The organism is Pseudomonas sp. RIT-PI-AD (assembly GCF_025642785.1).
Classification (GTDB): Bacteria; Pseudomonadota; Gammaproteobacteria; order Pseudomonadales; family Pseudomonadaceae; genus Pseudomonas_T.
The window spans coordinates 207609-225018 of the sequence record NZ_JANZKU010000003.1; the positions used below are offsets into that span (position 1 = coordinate 207609).

General features: G+C 68.1%; 15 protein-coding genes. All 15 read left to right on the forward strand.

Going from position 1 to position 17410, the window contains the following annotated elements:
* Positions 1 to 119: 119 nt before the first annotated feature.
* Positions 120 to 1412: a phosphoribosylamine--glycine ligase gene (purD, locus tag OGL92_RS04025; protein WP_263140780.1), complete on the forward strand. Its 1293-nt coding sequence runs from the start codon at positions 120 to 122 to the stop codon at positions 1410 to 1412.
* Between the two features lie 162 nt (positions 1413 to 1574).
* Positions 1575 to 4358, forward strand: a complete 2784-nt coding sequence (locus tag OGL92_RS04030; RefSeq protein ID WP_263140781.1) for a hybrid sensor histidine kinase/response regulator — start codon at positions 1575 to 1577, stop codon at positions 4356 to 4358.
* Positions 4359 to 4429: 71 nt separating this feature from the next.
* A complete protein-coding gene (locus tag OGL92_RS04035) occupies positions 4430 to 5026 on the forward strand; it encodes a MarC family protein (protein WP_263140783.1) in 597 nt (198 codons plus the stop codon).
* A 393-nt stretch (positions 5027 to 5419) separates the two neighbouring features.
* Positions 5420 to 6682: an urea ABC transporter substrate-binding protein gene (gene urtA, locus OGL92_RS04040; RefSeq protein ID WP_263140789.1), complete on the forward strand. Its 1263-nt coding sequence runs from the start codon at positions 5420 to 5422 to the stop codon at positions 6680 to 6682.
* Positions 6683 to 6911: 229 nt separating this feature from the next.
* Entirely contained in the window at positions 6912 to 8483 is a 1572-nt protein-coding gene (urtB, locus tag OGL92_RS04045; protein WP_263140795.1) for an urea ABC transporter permease subunit UrtB, read from the forward strand.
* A 265-nt stretch (positions 8484 to 8748) separates the two neighbouring features.
* Positions 8749 to 9828 (forward strand): urea ABC transporter permease subunit UrtC, encoded by a 1080-nt coding sequence (gene urtC, locus OGL92_RS04050; protein WP_263140798.1) that lies wholly within the window; start codon positions 8749 to 8751, stop codon positions 9826 to 9828.
* Positions 9825 to 10685 (forward strand): urea ABC transporter ATP-binding protein UrtD, encoded by an 861-nt coding sequence (gene urtD, locus OGL92_RS04055; protein ID WP_263140801.1) that lies wholly within the window; start codon positions 9825 to 9827, stop codon positions 10683 to 10685. Before urtC ends, urtD begins: the two co-directional genes overlap by 4 nt.
* 481 nt (positions 10686 to 11166) lie before the next feature.
* Positions 11167 to 11865 (forward strand): urea ABC transporter ATP-binding subunit UrtE, encoded by a 699-nt coding sequence (gene urtE, locus OGL92_RS04060; protein WP_263140805.1) that lies wholly within the window; start codon positions 11167 to 11169, stop codon positions 11863 to 11865.
* A 211-nt stretch (positions 11866 to 12076) separates the two neighbouring features.
* Positions 12077 to 12529, forward strand: coding sequence for a GNAT family N-acetyltransferase (locus OGL92_RS04065; protein WP_263140807.1), 453 nt, complete (start codon positions 12077 to 12079; stop codon positions 12527 to 12529).
* Between the two features lie 29 nt (positions 12530 to 12558).
* Positions 12559 to 13413, forward strand: coding sequence for an urease accessory protein UreD (locus tag OGL92_RS04070; RefSeq protein ID WP_263140974.1), 855 nt, complete (start codon positions 12559 to 12561; stop codon positions 13411 to 13413).
* 238 nt (positions 13414 to 13651) lie between these two features.
* A complete protein-coding gene (locus tag OGL92_RS04075) occupies positions 13652 to 13954 on the forward strand; it encodes an urease subunit gamma (RefSeq protein WP_263140809.1) in 303 nt (100 codons plus the stop codon).
* Between the two features lie 8 nt (positions 13955 to 13962).
* Positions 13963 to 14475, forward strand: coding sequence for a GNAT family N-acetyltransferase (locus tag OGL92_RS04080; protein WP_263140812.1), 513 nt, complete (start codon positions 13963 to 13965; stop codon positions 14473 to 14475).
* 135 nt (positions 14476 to 14610) lie between these two features.
* Positions 14611 to 15144: a GNAT family N-acetyltransferase gene (locus OGL92_RS04085; RefSeq protein WP_263140814.1), complete on the forward strand. Its 534-nt coding sequence runs from the start codon at positions 14611 to 14613 to the stop codon at positions 15142 to 15144.
* Complete coding sequence (locus tag OGL92_RS04090; protein ID WP_263140817.1) at positions 15141 to 15449, forward strand: urease subunit beta; 309 nt, start codon at positions 15141 to 15143, stop codon at positions 15447 to 15449. The genes OGL92_RS04085 and OGL92_RS04090 overlap by 4 nt, the downstream gene beginning before the upstream one ends.
* Before the next feature lie 255 nt (positions 15450 to 15704).
* Positions 15705 to 17405 (forward strand): urease subunit alpha, encoded by a 1701-nt coding sequence (gene ureC, locus OGL92_RS04095; protein WP_263140818.1) that lies wholly within the window; start codon positions 15705 to 15707, stop codon positions 17403 to 17405.
* Positions 17406 to 17410 lie beyond the last annotated feature (5 nt).

Sequence of the window (17410 nt, forward strand, 5' to 3'; positions counted from 1 at the left end):
ACTGACGTAACGGTGGATGACTGCGGCCATCCACCCTACGCGGCCCCCTTTCGTAGGGTGGATAACGCGTCGCTTATCCACCAAACGGGCCTTCGGCCCGCCTCCCCAAGGAGAAACCCATGAACGTACTGATCATCGGCAGCGGCGGCCGCGAGCACGCCCTGGCCTGGAAGGTCGCCCAGGACCCGCGCGTCGAGAAAATCTTCGTCGCCCCCGGCAACGCCGGCACCGCCACCGAGGCCAAGTGCGAGAACGTCGCCATCGACGTACTGGCGCTGGAGCAACTGGCCGACTTCGCCGAGAAGCACGTGCAACTGACCATCGTCGGCCCGGAAGCGCCGCTGGTGAAGGGCGTGGTCGACCTGTTCCGCGCCCGCGGCCTGGATTGCTTCGGCCCCACCGCCGGCGCGGCGCAACTGGAAGGTTCCAAGGCGTTCACCAAGGATTTCCTCGCCCGCCACGGGATTCCCAGCGCCGACTACCAGAATTTCACCGAGATCGCGCCGGCGCTGGCCTACCTGCGGGAGAAGGGCGCGCCGATCGTGATCAAGGCCGACGGCCTGGCCGCGGGCAAGGGCGTGATCGTCGCCATGACCCTGGCCGAAGCCGAGGAGGCGGTGCGCGACATGCTCGCCGGCAACGCCTTCGGCGAGGCCGGGTCGCGGGTGGTGATCGAGGAATTCCTCGACGGCGAGGAAGCCAGCTTCATCGTCATGGTCGACGGCAGGAATGTCCTGCCGATGGCCACCAGCCAAGACCACAAGCGCGTCGGCGACGGCGACAGCGGCCCCAACACCGGCGGCATGGGCGCCTACTCGCCGGCCCCGGTGGTGACCGCCGAGGTCCACCAACGGGTGATGGACGAGGTGATCTACCCGACCGTGCGCGGCATGGCCGAGGAAGGCAACGTCTACACCGGCTTCCTGTATGCGGGGCTGATGATCGACAAGGCCGGCCGTCCCAAGGTCATCGAGTTCAACTGCCGCTTCGGCGACCCGGAGACCCAGCCGATCATGGTGCGCCTGGAATCCAGCCTGGTGCTGCTGGTGGAGGCCGCCCTGGCCCGGGCACTGGACAAGGTCGAGGCGCAATGGGACCCGCGGCCCACGGTCGGCGTGGTGCTGGCCGCCGGCGGCTACCCGGGCGACTACGCCAAGGGCGAGGTGATCGAAGGCCTGGCCGAGGCCGCGGCACTGGACGGCAAGGTGTTCCATGCCGGCACCGCGCTGGACGCGGCGGGCCGGGTGGTCACCGCCGGCGGCCGCGTGCTCTGTGCCACGGCCATCGGCCGCAGCGTGTCGGAGGCCCAGCGGCAAGCCTATCGCCTGGCGGAGAAGATCCGCTGGAACGGCAGTTTCTACCGCAGCGACATCGGTTACCGGGCGATCGCCCGGGAACGCGGGGAAAACTGAAGGTAAAGATCGGGTAAAGCCCGCCCGACCGCCCACCGCTTCAGGCAGTGTGGCCGTCTGGGCGGCTTCGGGCGCGATACGCCGGCGCCGCCCGCCTTTGTCATATTCTCTGTGCGAATGGCTTGGCTATAATCCGGCCACTCACCCCGAAGGGACTTGCCCGTGCGTCGGCTCAGGATTGCCATCCGTTTCATCGCCAGCCTCATGCTGGCCGCGATCTGCCAGGTCACGGCGCAGGCCGCCGACACTCAACCCTGGGAACTCCTGATCGATGCCGACGCCGGCCTCGGCCTGGACGACATCCGCTCCCCCCGCTACCAATCGCAATTCGCGCCCACCGAGCTGGACCGGCTGTACATGTCCGGCGGAAAACCCGCCCTGTGGCTGCACTACCGGTTGCCGCCCCAGCAGGACGAGCAACTGATCCGGGTCTTCGCACCTTACCTCGCCTACCTTGACCTCTACGTGATGCGCGGCGAGGAACTGCTGGCCCAGGCCCATACCGGCAGCCGCCGCCCCTACGCCAGCCGGCCCCTGCCCGGGCGCGACTTCCTGCTGCCACTGCCGGTTTCCGAAGCGATCCTCGACGTCTACGTGCGCCTGGCCTCGGAACAGCCGTTGCGCCCCGGCATCAGCCTGCAGGCCGCCGCCGACATGGCCGCCGACGACAGCCGCTCGCTGCTGTTCGGCCTGCTGCTCGGCGCCATCGGCATGCTGATGCTCTACAACCTCCTGCGCTTCAGCTATGCCCGCGCCACCAGCGGCCTCTGGCTAGCGGCGATCCAGGCCTGCCTGCTGACCAGCGCGCTGAGCATGCTGGGGATCGGCTCGCCATGGCTCGGCGACTGGCAGGCGCTGCTGCCGCACATCACCAACCTGGCGATCCTGCTGTCCATCGCCTGTGCAATGGCCTTTACCGCGAGCTTCTTCGGCACCGTCTGCAAGAAGGCCTCGCTGACCCGCTTGCTGCTGGGCGAGTTCGTCGTGGCGCTGCTGATCGGCGCGGTGCTGCTGGTGGGCACCGGCCTGCGCTTCACCCAGTTGGTCTACCTGGTCTCGGCCGTCGCCGGCCTGAGCATCCTGGCGGTGGCCTTGAAGCACTGGCACCACGGCTACACCCCGGCGCGCCTGTTCAGCCTGGCCATGCTGCTGTTTTGCAGCAGCATCATCGGCGCCATGCCGGCGCTGTTCGGCTACTGGCGGGTCGAGTCGGAATGGCTGGCCTTCGGCCTGCTCGCCACCTGCGTGGTCAGCGGCCTGCTGCTGAGCATGGCGCTCAGCGAGCGGCAACGGCGCATCGTCCAGGATCGCTTCAGCGTCAGCCGCGATCTCGCCGCCAGCTCCGCCGAGCTCAAGGCCAAGGCGGACTTCCTGGCCAAGATCAGCCATGAAATCCGCACCCCGATGAATGGCGTGCTGGGGATGACCGAACTGCTCCTGGGCACGCCGCTGTCGACCAAGCAGCGCGACTACGTGCAGACCATCCACAGCGCCGGCAACGAATTGCTCACCCTGATCAACGAGATTCTCGACATCTCCAAGCTGGAGTCCGGGCAGATCGAGCTGGACGACGTGCAGTTCGACCTCAACGGCCTGATCGATGACTGCCTGGACATCTTCCGCGCCAAGGCCGAGCAGCAGAAGGTCGAGCTGATCAGCTTCATGCAACCGCAGGTCCCGCGGGTGATCAGCGGCGATCCGACGCGCCTGCGTCAGGCCGTGCTCAGCCTGCTGGACAATGCCTTCAAGCAGACCGACGAGGGCGAGGTGCTGCTGGTGGTGGCCCTGGAAACCGCCGCCCTGCCGCGCCTGCGCATCGCCGTGCAGGACAGCGGCCGGGCGCTGCAGGCCAACGAACGCGACGCCTTGCTCAACGCCGAGCTGCACAGCAAGGACTTCCTCGCCGCGACCAAGCTGGGCGGCCGCCTCGGCCTGATCATCGCCCGCCAGTTGGTGCGCCTGATGAACGGCGAGTTCGGCATCCAGACCGGCAGCCAGGGCTCGACGCTCTGGCTGACCCTGCCGCTGGACAGCGAGCGCCTGGAGCAGCCCACCGCCGACCTGGACAGCCCCTTGCAGGGCGCGCGCCTGCTGGTGGTCGACGACAACGAAACCTGCCGCAAGGTGCTGGTGCAGCAATGCAACGCCTGGGGCGTGCAGGTCAGCGCGGTGGCGTCGGGCAAGGAGGCGCTGGCGCTGCTGCGGACCAAGGCGCACCTGCGCGAGTATTTCGACGTGGTGCTGCTCGACCAGGACATGCCGGGGATGACCGGCATGCAACTGGCCGCCAAGGTGAAGGAAGACCCGAGCCTGAACCACGACATCCTGCTGATCATGCTCACCGGGATCAGCAACGCGCCGAGCAAGATCATCGCGCGCAATGCCGGGATCAAACGCATCCTGGCCAAGCCGGTGGCGGGCTACACCCTGAAGACCACCCTCGCCGACGAACTGGCGCAGCGCAAGAACGGCGGCACCACCCGCGTCGCCCAGCCGGTGGTGAGCACTCCGCTGAACGTGCCGGACGACTTCCGCATCCTGGTGGCGGAGGACAACAGCATCTCCACCAAGGTGATCCGCGGCATGCTCAGCAAGCTCAACCTGCAACCGGATACCGCCAGCAACGGCGAGGAAGCCCTGGAGGCGATGAAGCGCAAGCCCTACGACCTGGTGCTGATGGATTGCGAGATGCCGGTGCTCGACGGCTTCACCGCCACCGAACGCCTGCGTGAATGGGAAGCCCTGGAACACCGTCCGCGCACGCCGGTGGTCGCGCTGACCGCGCACATCCTCGCCGAGCACAAGGAGCGCGCACGGGAAGTGGGCATGGACGGGCATATGGCCAAGCCGGTGGAGCTGTCCCAACTACGCGAAATGATCGAGCACTGGGTGGCCCAGAAAGAGGCCCGCCGCACGCCCCAGCCGAGCGACGCCCTGCCGTCCTGAAACCGCGGCGGGAGGACAGGCATGGGCCGTTGGCCCTACAATGCCGGCCTCTCCCCCATGGGTCGCCGTCCATGCTTTCCACGCTGTTCAGCCTGTACTTGAAGATGCTGGTGCTCTACAGCCCCTTTTTCGTGCTGTCCTGCTTCATCGGCATGACCCGTGGCTACACGGTGAAGGAACGCAAGCGGCTGGCCTGGAAGGTCGCCGCCGGCACCCTGATCTCCAGCCTGCTGCTCTACCTGTTCGGCCAAGGCATCTTCAGCGTGTTCGGCATCACCATCGATGCCTTCCGCATCGGCGCCGGCAGCGTGCTGTTCATCTCCGCCCTGGGCATGGCCCAGGGCAAGTTGCCGGTGCAGGCGGACAACCTGCACCAGGACGTGACCATCGTCCCGCTGACCATCCCGCTCACCGTCGGCCCCGGCACCATCGGCGCCATGCTGGTGATGGGCGCCACCCAGCCGCACTGGAACGACAAGCTGCTGGCGGTCTCGGCGATCCTCATCGCCAGCGTCACCGTGGGGCTGGTGCTGTACCTGTCCGACCGCTTCGAGCGCCTGCTCAAGGAGCAGGGGCTGCAGATCGTCAGCCGGCTGATGGGGCTGTTCGTCTGCGCCCTGGCGGCGCAGATCATCTTCACCGGCATCCGTAACTACATGGTCGGCTGACGGCCCAATCCGGGGCGAGCGACGCCAGTCCGCGGTCGCGCGCCCCGCCTTCCTCCACCGCACGCCCGCGAACAGGTCACCGCCGCACCGAGTGTCGGGCAGCCGCACCCCCGTGGTGCAAGCCGCCCGCGGCCGGCATCGCGCTGCCCTCCGCGCTGGCGGACAGCCGCCCCCCTTTCCCCTCCCCGGCGATTGCCACGCGCACCGGCAACGGCCGCGGCAGAGCGCTCGCGCGACCGTTCCGCCGTCGTTCGGCGGCGGCGATTCACCGGCCGGCCCTGGAAGAGGCACAGCTCTTGCTGAAGCCCTTGGCACACGAGAACGCCGGCCGCCTTCATCGGCCGCGCGCGGCATGCCCGACACCACGAATTACCCGTGAATGGAGATCGCACCATGCGTCGTAGCTTCGTCAAGGCTTTCACCCTGTCCGCCGCCCTCACCGCCATGGGGATGTCCTGGTCGCTCCAGGCGGCGGAAACCATCAAGGTCGGCATCCTGCACTCGCTCTCCGGGACCATGGCGATCTCCGAGACCTCGCTGAAGGACATGGCGCTGATGACCCTCGACGAGATCAACGCCAAGGGCGGCGTGCTCGGCAAGAAGCTCGAGCCGGTGGTGGTCGACCCCGCCTCCAACTGGCCGCTGTTCGCCGAGAAGGGCCGCCAGTTGCTGACCCAGGACAAGGTCGCCGTCACCTTCGGCTGCTGGACCTCGGTGTCGCGCAAATCGGTGCTGCCAGTCTACGAAGAACTCAACGGCCTGCTGTTCTACCCGGTGCAGTACGAGGGCGAGGAAATGTCGCCCAACGTGTTCTACACCGGCGCCGCGCCGAACCAGCAGGCGATCCCCGCCGTCGAGTACCTGATGAGCGAAGACGGCGGCGCCGCCAAGCGCTTCTTCCTGCTCGGCACCGACTACGTCTACCCGCGCACCACCAACAAGATCCTGCGCAGTTTCCTGCACAGCAAAGGAGTCGCCGACAAGGACATCGAAGAGGTCTATACCCCCTTCGGCCACAGCGACTACCAGACCATCGTCGCCAACATCAAGAAGTTCTCCGCCGGCGGCAAGACCGCGGTGGTCTCCACCGTCAATGGCGATTCCAACGTGCCCTTCTACAAGGAGCTGGCCAACCAGGGCATCGAGGCCACCGACATCCCGGTGGTGGCCTTCTCGGTCGGCGAGGAAGAGCTGCGCGGCATCGACACCAAGCCGCTGGTGGGCCAGCTCGCCGCCTGGAACTACTTCCAGTCGCTGGATAACCCGGTGAACGAAGGCTTCGTCGCCGCCTGGAAGGCCTATGCCAAGGCCAAGAAGCTGCCCAACGCCGATACCGTGGTCACCAACGACCCGATGGAGGCCACCTACGTGGGCATCCACATGTGGGCCCAGGCGGTCGAGAAGGCCGGCACCACCGACGTCGACAAGGTCCGCGAGGCCATGGCCGGGCAGACCTTCGCCGCGCCGGACGGCTACACCCTCAAGATGGACGAGAAGAACCATCACCTGCACAAGCCGGTGATGATCGGCGAGGTCCAGGAAGACGGTCAGTTCTCGGTGGTCTGGCAGACCGAGGGGCCGGTTCGCGCCGAGCCCTGGAGCCCCTTCATCGAAGGCAACGACAAGAAGCCCGACCATCCGGTGAAGGGCAACTGATCCGGCCCGGCATGACCGGCGTAATGAAGGACACCGAGAGGGCCACTGTCCTTCATCGCGCCGCGGGCCGCGTGCGGGTGGCGAACGACGGCTCGCGAGTGAACTCGCGCCCACGGGGCTGGAGCCGAGGCGGGTTCGGTTCCTGCGGGCGGATCGGTCGGTGGCCTTCCGCTCGATACGCAGCGTTCGGATCGTTCCCGGCGTGACTGGCGCTTTCAAGGACACCTACATGGCCGCTGCTCTTCATCGCTTCATCCTCGCCTGCCTGTTCCTGCTGCCGGTCGCCACCTGGGCCGGCGATGCCCGCGATTTCGTCGGCGCCACCCCGGCCCGGCAGGCGGACCTGCTGGAACGTTGGGCGGCAGGCCCCGAGCCGGCGCGCCTGCCGCTGATCGAGGCGTTGCAGGCCGGCCGCCTCGCCGCCGACGGCGCGAAGGTCCCGTTCATCGAAGACAACGGCACCTTCAGGCCCGCCGACGGCGGCGCGGAGCCGACCGGCACGCCGCGTCCGCTGCGCCTGAACAATCGCCTGCGCGGCCTGGCCAACACCGCCCTGGCCAGCCATCGACTGCTCGACGCGGACCCCGGCCAACGCCTCGCCGCGGCCCGCCAGTTGCAAAAGAGCGCGCGCCCGGAGCAGCTCGGCCTGCTCAACCAACGGGTGGTCGCCGAACAGGACGACGCCGTGCGCGCCGCCCTGAGCCTGGCCCTGGCCAACCTGCAATTGGTGGACGGCGACCCGGCGGTACGCCTCGCCGCCGTGCGCCTGCTCGGCGAAACCGGCCAACCGCTGGCGCGCACGCGCCTGGAAGCCTTGCTCGACCCGGCGATGGAACAGGACGCCGGGGTGCGTACCGCCGCGGAAACCAGCCTGGCCCAGGTCAAGCGCAAGCTGCTGATTGGCGAGCTGCTCGGCCAGGCATTTTCCGGCATGAGCCTGGGTTCGATCCTGCTGCTCGCCGCCCTCGGCCTGGCGATCACCTTCGGCCTGCTCGGGGTGATCAACATGGCCCACGGCGAGATGCTGATGCTCGGCGCCTACGCCACCTACCTGGTGCAGATGCTCTTCCAGCGCCTGGCCCCCGAGGCCCTGGCGTTCTATCCGCTGGTGGCGCTGCCGGTGGCCTTCGGCATCACCGCGGCGATCGGCATGGCCCTGGAGCGCACGGTGATCCGCCATCTCTACGGCCGCCCGCTGGAAACCCTGCTGGCCACCTGGGGCATCAGCCTGATGCTGATCCAGCTGGTGCGCCTGCTGTTCGGCGCGCAGAACGTCGAGGTCGCCAACCCCGCCTGGCTGTCCGGCGGCATCCAGGTGCTGCCCAACCTGGTGCTGCCCTACAACCGCATCGTGATCATCGGCTTCGCCCTGTGCGTGGTGGTCCTGACCTGGCTGCTGCTGAACAGGACGCGGCTCGGCCTCAACGTCCGCGCGGTGACCCAGAACCGCGCCATGGCCGCCTGCTGCGGCGTGCCCACCGGCCGCGTCGACATGCTCGCCTTCGGCCTCGGCTCGGGCATCGCCGGGCTCGGCGGGGTGGCGCTGTCGCAGATCGGCAACGTCGGCCCGGACCTCGGCCAGAGCTACATCATCGACTCCTTCCTGGTGGTGGTGCTCGGCGGGGTCGGCCAACTGGCCGGCAGCGTGCTGGCGGCATTCGGCCTGGGCATCGCCAACAAAATCCTCGAACCGCAGATCGGCGCGGTGCTGGGCAAGATCCTGATCCTCGCGCTGATCATCCTGTTCATCCAGAAACGCCCCCAGGGCCTCTTCGCCCTGAAAGGCCGGGTGCTCGATTGAGCCAGATGCCCCTCACCCGAGCCCGTAGGGGGGGTCACGCTTCAGCGACCCACCGGCTGCGCCCGCTCGCGTCGATGGGCGTCGCTGCGCTCGTCCCATCCTGCGGACTCGACAGCGCCCCTCTCCCCATGGGAGCGAGAGGGCAGATTTCCTCGAACGCAGGCCCCGTGCGGTCCCTCTCCCTCCGGGAGAGGGCGGGGGTGAGGGAAACACCGCACCGGTGCCCCGCCCTGCCTGCGACCGACATCCAAGAAGGACATCGTCCATGAACCAGCCGCTGACCCTCACCGCCGCGCAGAAGGCCGGCCCGCGCCTGACCCTCGCCGTCCTCGGCGTGGCGCTGGCGATCCTCGCCGCCTTGCCGTTGCTGTCCCTGCTGCCGGCGGACAACCCGGCCCAGGTCTCTGCCTACACCCTGACCCTGGTGGGCAAGATCCTCTGCTACGCCATCGTCGCCCTGGCCCTGGACCTGGTGTGGGGCTATGCCGGGCTGCTGTCCCTCGGCCACGGCCTGTTCTTCGCCCTCGGCGGCTATGCCATGGGCATGTACCTGATGCGCCAGAGCGCCGGTGACGGCCTGCCGGCGTTCATGGGCTTCCTCGCCTGGCGCGAACTGCCCTGGTACTGGTACGGCACCTCCAGTTTCCTCTGGTCGCTGTGCCTGGTGGTGCTGGCACCGGGCGTGCTGGCGCTGGTGTTCGGCTTCTTCGCCTTCCGCTCGCGGATCAAGGGCGTGTACTTCTCGATCATGACCCAGGCGCTGACCTTCGCCGGCATGCTGCTGTTCTTCCGCAACGAGACCGGCTTCGGCGGCAACAACGGTTTCACCGGCTTCACCACCCTGCTCGGCTTCGCCATCACCGCGCCCGGCACCCGCGCGGTGCTGTTCCTCGCCACCCTGGCGTTGCTGGTGGCCAGCCTGGCGCTCGGCTGGCGGCTGGCGCGGAGCAAGTTCGGCCGGGTGCTCACCGCCCTGCGCGACGCCGAGAACCGCCTGATGTTCTGCGGCTACGATCCGCGCGGCTACAAGCTGTTCGTCTGGGTGCTGTCCGCCGTGCTCTGTGGCCTGGCGGGCGCGCTCTACGTGCCGCAGGTGGGCATCATCAACCCCAGCGAGATGGCGCCGACGCAGTCCATCGAGGCCGCCGTGTGGGTCGCCCTCGGCGGGCGCGGCACCCTGATCGGTCCGCTGCTCGGCGCCGGCATCGTCAACGGCATGAAGAGCTGGTTCACCGTGGCCTTCCCGGAATACTGGCTGTTCTTCCTCGGCGCGCTGTTCATCCTGGTGACGCTGTACCTGCCCTCGGGCGTGATCGGCCTCTGGCGCAAGAAGGGGGAATCATGAGAACCCTGCCGCTCCCGGAGATCATGCTGCCGCCGGCGGCCGGCGCGACCCTCGACGGCGGCAGCGGCCGCGACGCCCTGGGGCTGGGCTCGCGCGCCGGCGCGGGGCTGGACGTGCGCCATGGCACCGTCCTCACCCTGGAGGACATCGAGGTCAGCTTCGATGGCTTCAAGGCCTTGCGCGCGCTGACCCTGTACATCGGCGTCGGCGAACTGCGCTGCATCATCGGCCCCAACGGCGCCGGCAAGACCACGCTGATGGACGTGATCACCGGCAAGACCCGCCCGGACAGCGGCAAGGCCTACTTCGGCGAGACCTACGACCTGACCCGCATGAGCGAGGTGCAGATCGCCCAGGCCGGCATCGGTCGCAAGTTCCAGAAACCCACGGTGTTCGAGGCGCTCTCGGTGTTCGAGAACCTCGAGCTGGCGCTGAAGGCCGACAAGTCGGTGTGGGCCAGCCTGCGCGCGCGGCTCTCGGGCGAACAGCGCGACCGCATCGACGCGGTGCTCGCCACCATCCGCCTGGGCGCCTCGCGCGATCGCCCCGCCGGGCTGCTCTCCCACGGCCAGAAACAGTTCCTCGAGATCGGCATGCTGCTGGTGCAGAACCCGCCGCTGCTGCTGCTCGACGAGCCGGTGGCGGGCATGACCGACGCCGAAACCGAATTCACCGCCGAACTGTTCAAAGGCCTCGCCGGCCAGCATTCGCTGATGGTGGTGGAGCACGACATGGGCTTCGTCGGCAGCATCGCCGACCACGTCACCGTGCTGCACCAAGGCCACGTCCTGGCCGAAGGCTCGCTGGAACAGGTACAGGCGGACGAACGGGTGATCGAGGTCTACCTGGGTCGTTAGCCCGTTTAGTGGAGAGGTGAAGCGCCATCCACCCTACAAGACATCCCCGCACCGAAGCGGGAAGCGAAATCCTAGGGTGGATGTCGCTCTTCTCATCCACCAAAACCCCGAATGGTGGATGGGTGAAGCGACATCCACCCTACAAGACTACAAAACCTGCCCGCACCGAGGCGGGAAGCGAGATCGTAGGGTGGATGACGCTCTTCTCATCCACCAAAACCCCGGATGGTGGATGGGTGAAGCGCCATCCACCCTACAGGGCATGACCCCGCACCGAGGCGGGAAGCGAGATCGTAGGGTGGATGACGCTCTTTTCATCCACCAAAACCGAATGGTGGAGGGGTGAAGCGACATCCACCCTACAAGACATGCCCGCACCGAGGCGGGAGGCGAGATCGTAGGGTGGATGACGCTCTTTTCATCCACCAAAAACCCGGACGGTGGATGGGTGAAGCGCCATCCGCGCCATGAGGACGTACCCATGCTGCAAGTCGACGCGTTGCACCAATACTACGGCGGCAGCCATATCCTTCGCGGGCTGAGTTTCGAGGCCCGGGTGGGTGAGGTGACCTGCCTGCTCGGGCGCAACGGGGTGGGCAAGACCACCCTGCTGAAATGCCTGATGGGCCTGATCCCGGCGAAGCAAGGCGCGGTGAATTGGGAAGGTAAGCCGATCGCCGGCCTCAAGCCGCACCAGCGGGTCAACGCCGGCATCGCCTATGTGCCCCAGGGGCGCGAGATCTTCCCGCGCCTGAGCGTCGAGGAAAACCTGCTGATGGGCCTCTCGCGCTTTTCCGGCAGCCAAGCGACGCGCGTGCCGGCGTTCATCTACGAACTCTTCCCGGTGCTCCTGGACATGAGGGGCCGTCGCGGTGGCGACCTTTCCGGCGGCCAGCAGCAGCAACTCGCCATCGGCCGCGCGCTGGCCAGCCAACCGCGCCTGTTGATCCTCGACGAGCCCACCGAGGGCATCCAACCCTCGGTGATCAAGGAGATCGGCGGGGTGATCCGCACCCTCGCCGCCCGCGGCGACATGGCGATCCTGCTGGTGGAGCAGTTCTACGACTTCGCCGCCGAGCTGGCCGACCAATACCTGGTCATGGCGCGGGGCGAAATCGTCCAGCGCGGACGAGGGGCGGACATGGCGCAGGAAGGGGTGCGGGGTTTGGTGACGATCTGACGTGAATTTGTGGACAATTCCCCGAGCGCGGGAGCAGCATGCCCCGGAGGCCGATCGCCACGGGATGCCCATGCAGCGGCGCGCTCAGCCACGACGGCCGCCCCGGAACGCGTTGGTGGTCGCACGCCGCGACCCGCATCCGCCGCGCTCGCCCCCTCTCCAACCGAGCCGGCCGTCTCCAGCGGTCACGCCCACAGCCAGGACCCCGCGCATGCCCATCGCCCTACGCCCAGCCACTCCCGCGGACGCCGCGCGCGTCGCCACCTGCGTACGCGACGCCTACGCGCCCTGGATCGCGCGCCTCGGCCGCGAGCCCGCGCCCATGGGCCAGGATTACGCGCAGGCGATCGAGCGCCAGCAGGTCTTCCTCGCGGAGTGGTCCGGGCAACTGGCCGGCGTGCTGGTGCTCAAGGTCACCGACGAAGGGTTGCTGCTGGAAAACCTGGCGGTCGCCCCCGCCTGCCAGGGCCGCGGCATCGGCCACTTCCTGCTGGAAACCGCCGAGCGCCACGCCAGGGCGCAGGGCTACGCCTCGCTGTACCTCTATACCCACCAGCGCATGCGCGAGAACATCGCTTTCTACGAGCGGGCCGGTTACCGGGAATACGCGCGCCGCGAGGAAGACGGCTTTCCCCGGGTGTTCATGCGGAAACCCTTGCCGTGACCGCGCAGGCTGGCCTCGTCCCCTGGCCGGTGCGGGCGGCACTGGACGCCAACGCGCCCTTCCATCCCGCCTGGCACGCCGAACTGGAGCTGGCCTATGCCCGCGTCGGCGCGGCCACGCGGCCGGTCATGCGCCGTCATCAGGGTCCGCTGCGGGTGCAGAAACACCTCTACCCGGAAGGCCCCGAGGTGTGCCAGCACATCGTCGTGCACCCACCCGGCGGGATCGCCGGGGGCGACACCCTCGACCTGGACATCCGCCTCGGCCCCCAGGCCTGGGCCCAGCTCACCAGCCCCGGCGCGGCCAAGTGGTACCGCGCCGGCGCCAGCGCGCGGCAACGGCTGAACCTACGCGTCGAGGCCGGCGCCACCCTGGAATGGCTGCCCCAGGAAACCATCGTGTTTTCCGGCGCCCGCGCCGAACTGGAAACCCGCATCGACCTGGCCACGGACGCCCGCCTGTTCTACTGGGACATGGTCGCTCTCGGCCGCCCGGCCTGCGGCGAGCGCTTCGCCGCCGGACACTTCCAGGCGCAGTTGGACATCCGCCGCGACGGCCGCCTGCTCTGGCACGAGCGGCAGCGCCTGGAGGGCGACGACGGCCTGCTGGATTCGCCCATCGGCCTCGCCGGCCAACCGGTGTTCGCCACCCTGCTGGTCAGCGGCGAGATCGACGCCGAGCTGCTCGACCGTTGCCGCGCACAGGCCGGCCTTTTCCCAGGACGGCTGCGCGGCGACCTCAGCCAACTGCCCGGCCTGCTCGTCGCCCGCTGCCTCGCCCGCGAGGCGCTGCACGCCCGCGCCTGGCTGATCGAACTCTGGCGCCTGCTACGCCCTGCCCTGCTCGGGCGCGCGGCGCTGGCGCCGCGGATCTGGAGCACCTAGCGTCCATGCCAAGCCGCCCATACGAAGGATCGCCCATCGAGTCGAAAGCCGTTGGAGCCGGCGCTCGATGAAGTCAGCCTTCCCCTGGAACCTCGCCCTGCGAGCCGCGCGGCGCCGTTGGCACCGAGTATTTTCGACCGGGCTGATTTTTCAGCCGGCCCCAGGCGCCCGACACGGGCGCTTTCCCCATGGCAATCGGGAAGCCCCTAGCCGGCGGCCCCAAAGACTGGAGCAATCGATGGACCTCACCCCCCGCGAAAAAGACAAGCTGTTGATCTTCACCGCCGGCCTGGTGGCCGAGCGGCGGCTGGCCCGAGGCGTGAAGCTCAACCACCCGGAAGCCGTGGCGCTGATTTCCGCCGCGCTGCTGGAAGGCGCCCGCGACGGCCAGACCGTCGCCGCCCTGATGCACTACGGCACCACTTTGCTCAGCCGTGAGCAAGTCATGGACGGGGTGGCGGAAATGATCCCGGAAATCCAGGTGGAAGCCACCTTCCCCGACGGGACCAAGCTGGTCACCGTGCACCAGCCCATTGCCTGAGACCCGCCATGACCTGCCGCCTCGACGACGCCCGGGACACCGACCTGCCGGACATCCTCGCCCTCTACAACGACGCGGTGCAGCACACCACGGCGATCTGGAACGAAACCCGGGTGGACCTGGAAGACCGTCGACGCTGGCTCGCCGAACGCACCGCCCAGGGCTACCCGGTGCTGGTCGCCCGGGATGCCGGGAACGCGTTCCTCGGCTATGCCAGCTATGGTCCCTGGCGTGCGTTCCAGGGCTACCGGTACACCGTGGAGCATTCGGTCTACGTGCACCCCGAACGGCGCGGCCAGGGGATCGGGGCCAACCTGATGCGGGCGCTGATCGAGCGCGCGCGGACCCAGGGCCTGCACGTGATGGTCGCCGCCATCGAAAGCGGCAACGCCCCTTCGATCCGCCTGCACCAAGGCCTCGGGTTCGTCGTCAGCGGGCAGATGGCGGAGGTCGGGTACAAGTTCGACCGCTGGCTGGACCTGACCTTCATGCAACTCATCTTGGAGCCGGCGCATGCCTGACCTCGAACCGAAACGGCGCGGCGCCGCCGACTACCCGCCCGACCGCGCGGCCTCGCCGACCCCCTGTGCGAAGGCGTCGACGGCGGCGCCTCGACGGTCTCTCCCCCTTTCCATGCCCCTCGTTCCGGAGCCCGCATGCCTGACTTCGACCTGAAACGGATCGCCGCCGCGGACTTCCCGCGCTACCGCGCAGGCCTCGCCGAACTGTTACGCGACAGCGTCGACGGCGGGGCCTCGGTGGGTTTTCTCGCCGACCTGGACGACGCGGAGATCGCCGCCTATTGGGACGAAGTCGCCGATGGCCTCGGCCAGGGCAAGGTGTCGCTCTGGGTGGCGCTGGAGGGCAGCGAGGTGCTCGGCAGCGTGCAACTGGCACTCGCCACCAAGCGCAACGGCCTGAACCGCGCCGAGGTGCAAAAGCTGCTGGTATTGCGCGGCACCCGTCGCCGCGGCATCGCCCGCCGTCTGATGGAGGCCTTGGAGGCCCATGCCGCCGGGCTCGGCCGCGGCCTGCTGCACCTGGACACCCTCGCGGGCTCCGAGGCCGAACCCTTCTACCGGCGACTCGGCTACCAGCGCGTTGGCGAAATCCCCGACTACGCGGCCAACCCCGACGGCCGCTACCACCCCACCGCCCTCTACTACAAACAACTCCGGAGCCGCCCATGATCCCCGGCGAATACCAGATCGCCGACGGCGACATCGAACTCAATGTCGGCCGCCGCACCCTGAGCCTCAGCGTCGCCAATGGCGGCGACCGTCCGATCCAGGTGGGCTCCCATTACCATTTCTTCGAGGTCAACGATGCCCTCGCCTTCGACCGCGAAGCCTCCCGCGGCATGCGCTTGAACATCCCCGCCGGCACCGCGGTGCGCTTCGAGCCGGGGCAGAGCCGCGAGGTCGAACTGGTCGAACTGGCCGGCAAACGCCGGGTATTCGGCTTCGCCGGGCGCGTGATGGGCGACCTGGCGTGATCACCGTGGTTCTGTAGGAGCGGCTCTAGCCATGACAGGCAGTTCGTGGCTGAAGCCACTCCCACAGGTCGACCCTACTTTCGGCAACCAGATGGATTTGGCCAACCCCACCCACGAGCCACCTGAAACCTGGGAGCGGCTTCAGCCGCGAAAAGATGAACAACCTCTGTGGCAGTGGCGTTAGCCACGACAGAACAGCCCGTGGCTGAGGCCACTCCCACAGATATCCGCTCAAGCCCTCAAAGGATCGGAAAGATGAAGATTTCCCGCCAAGCCTATGCCGACATGTTCGGCCCCACCCTCGGCGACAAGGTGCGCCTGGCCGACACCGACCTGTGGATCGAGGTGGAGAAGGACTTCACCACCTACGGCGACGAAGTGAAGTTCGGCGGCGGCAAGGTGATCCGCGACGGCATGGGCCAGAGCCAGCTGTGCGCCGCCGACGTGGTCGACACGGTGATCACCAACGCGCTGGTCCTCGACCACTGGGGCATCGTCAAGGCCGACGTCGGCCTCAAGGACGGGCGCATCGCCGCGATCGGCAAGGCCGGCAACCCGGACATCCAGCCGGACGTGACCATCGCCATCGGCGGCGCCACCGAAGTCATCGCCGGCGAGGGCATGATTCTCACTGCCGGCGGCATCGACAGCCATATCCATTTCATCTGCCCGCAGCAGATCGAAGAAGCCCTGATGAGCGGTACCACCACCCTGATCGGCGGCGGCACCGGCCCGGCCACCGGCACCTACGCCACCACGGTGACCCCCGGCCCCTGGCACATGGCGCGGATGCTGCTGGCCGCCGAGGCCTTCCCGATGAACATCGGCTTCACCGGCAAGGGCAACGTCAGCCTGCCGGAGCCGCTGATCGAGCAGATCGAGGCCGGCGCCATCGGTCTCAAGCTGCACGAGGACTGGGGCACCACCCCGGCCGCCATCGACAACTGCCTGTCGGTCGCCGACCGGTACGACGTGCAAGTGGCGATCCACACCGACACCCTCAACGAGTCCGGTTTCGTCGAGACCACCCTGGGCGCGTTCAAGGGCCGCACCATCCACACCTACCACACCGAGGGGGCCGGCGGCGGCCACGCGCCGGACATCATCAAGGCCTGCGGTTTGCCCAACGTGCTGCCCAGCTCGACCAACCCGACCCGGCCGTTCACCCGCAACACCATCGACGAGCACCTGGACATGCTGATGGTCTGCCATCACCTCGATCCGAGCATCGCCGAGGACGTGGCCTTCGCCGAAAGCCGTATCCGCCGCGAGACCATCGCCGCCGAGGACATCCTCCACGACCTCGGCGCCTTCTCGATGATCAGTTCCGACAGCCAGGCCATGGGCCGGGTCGGCGAGGTGATCACCCGTACCTGGCAGACCGCCGACAAGATGAAGAAGCAACGCGGCGCCCTGCCGGAGGACGCCCCGGGCAACGACAATTTCCGGGTCAAGCGCTACCTCGCCAAGTACACCATCAACCCGGCGATCACCCACGGCATCGCCCACGAGGTCGGCTCCATCGAAGTGGGCAAATGGGCCGATCTGGTGCTCTGGCGCCCGGCGTTCTTCGGCGTCAAGCCGACCCTGATCCTCAAGGGCGGGGTGATCGCCGCCAGCCTGATGGGCGACGCCAACGCCTCCATCCCGACGCCGCAACCGGTGCATTACCGCCCCATGTTCGGCAGCTACGGCGGGTCGCTGCACGCCAGCAGCCTGACCTTCCTCAGCCAGGCCGCCGTGGCGGCCGGGGTACCGGAGCGGCTCGGCCTGAAAAAACGCATCGGGGTGGTCAAAGGCTGTCGCTCGGTGCAGAAGAAGGACCTGATCCACAACCACTACACCCCGGACATCGAGGTCGACCCGCAGAACTACCAGGTCAAGGCCGACGGCCAACTGCTCTGGTGCGAACCGGCCGAGGTGCTGCCGATGGCCCAGCGCTATTTCCTGTTCTGAGTCCG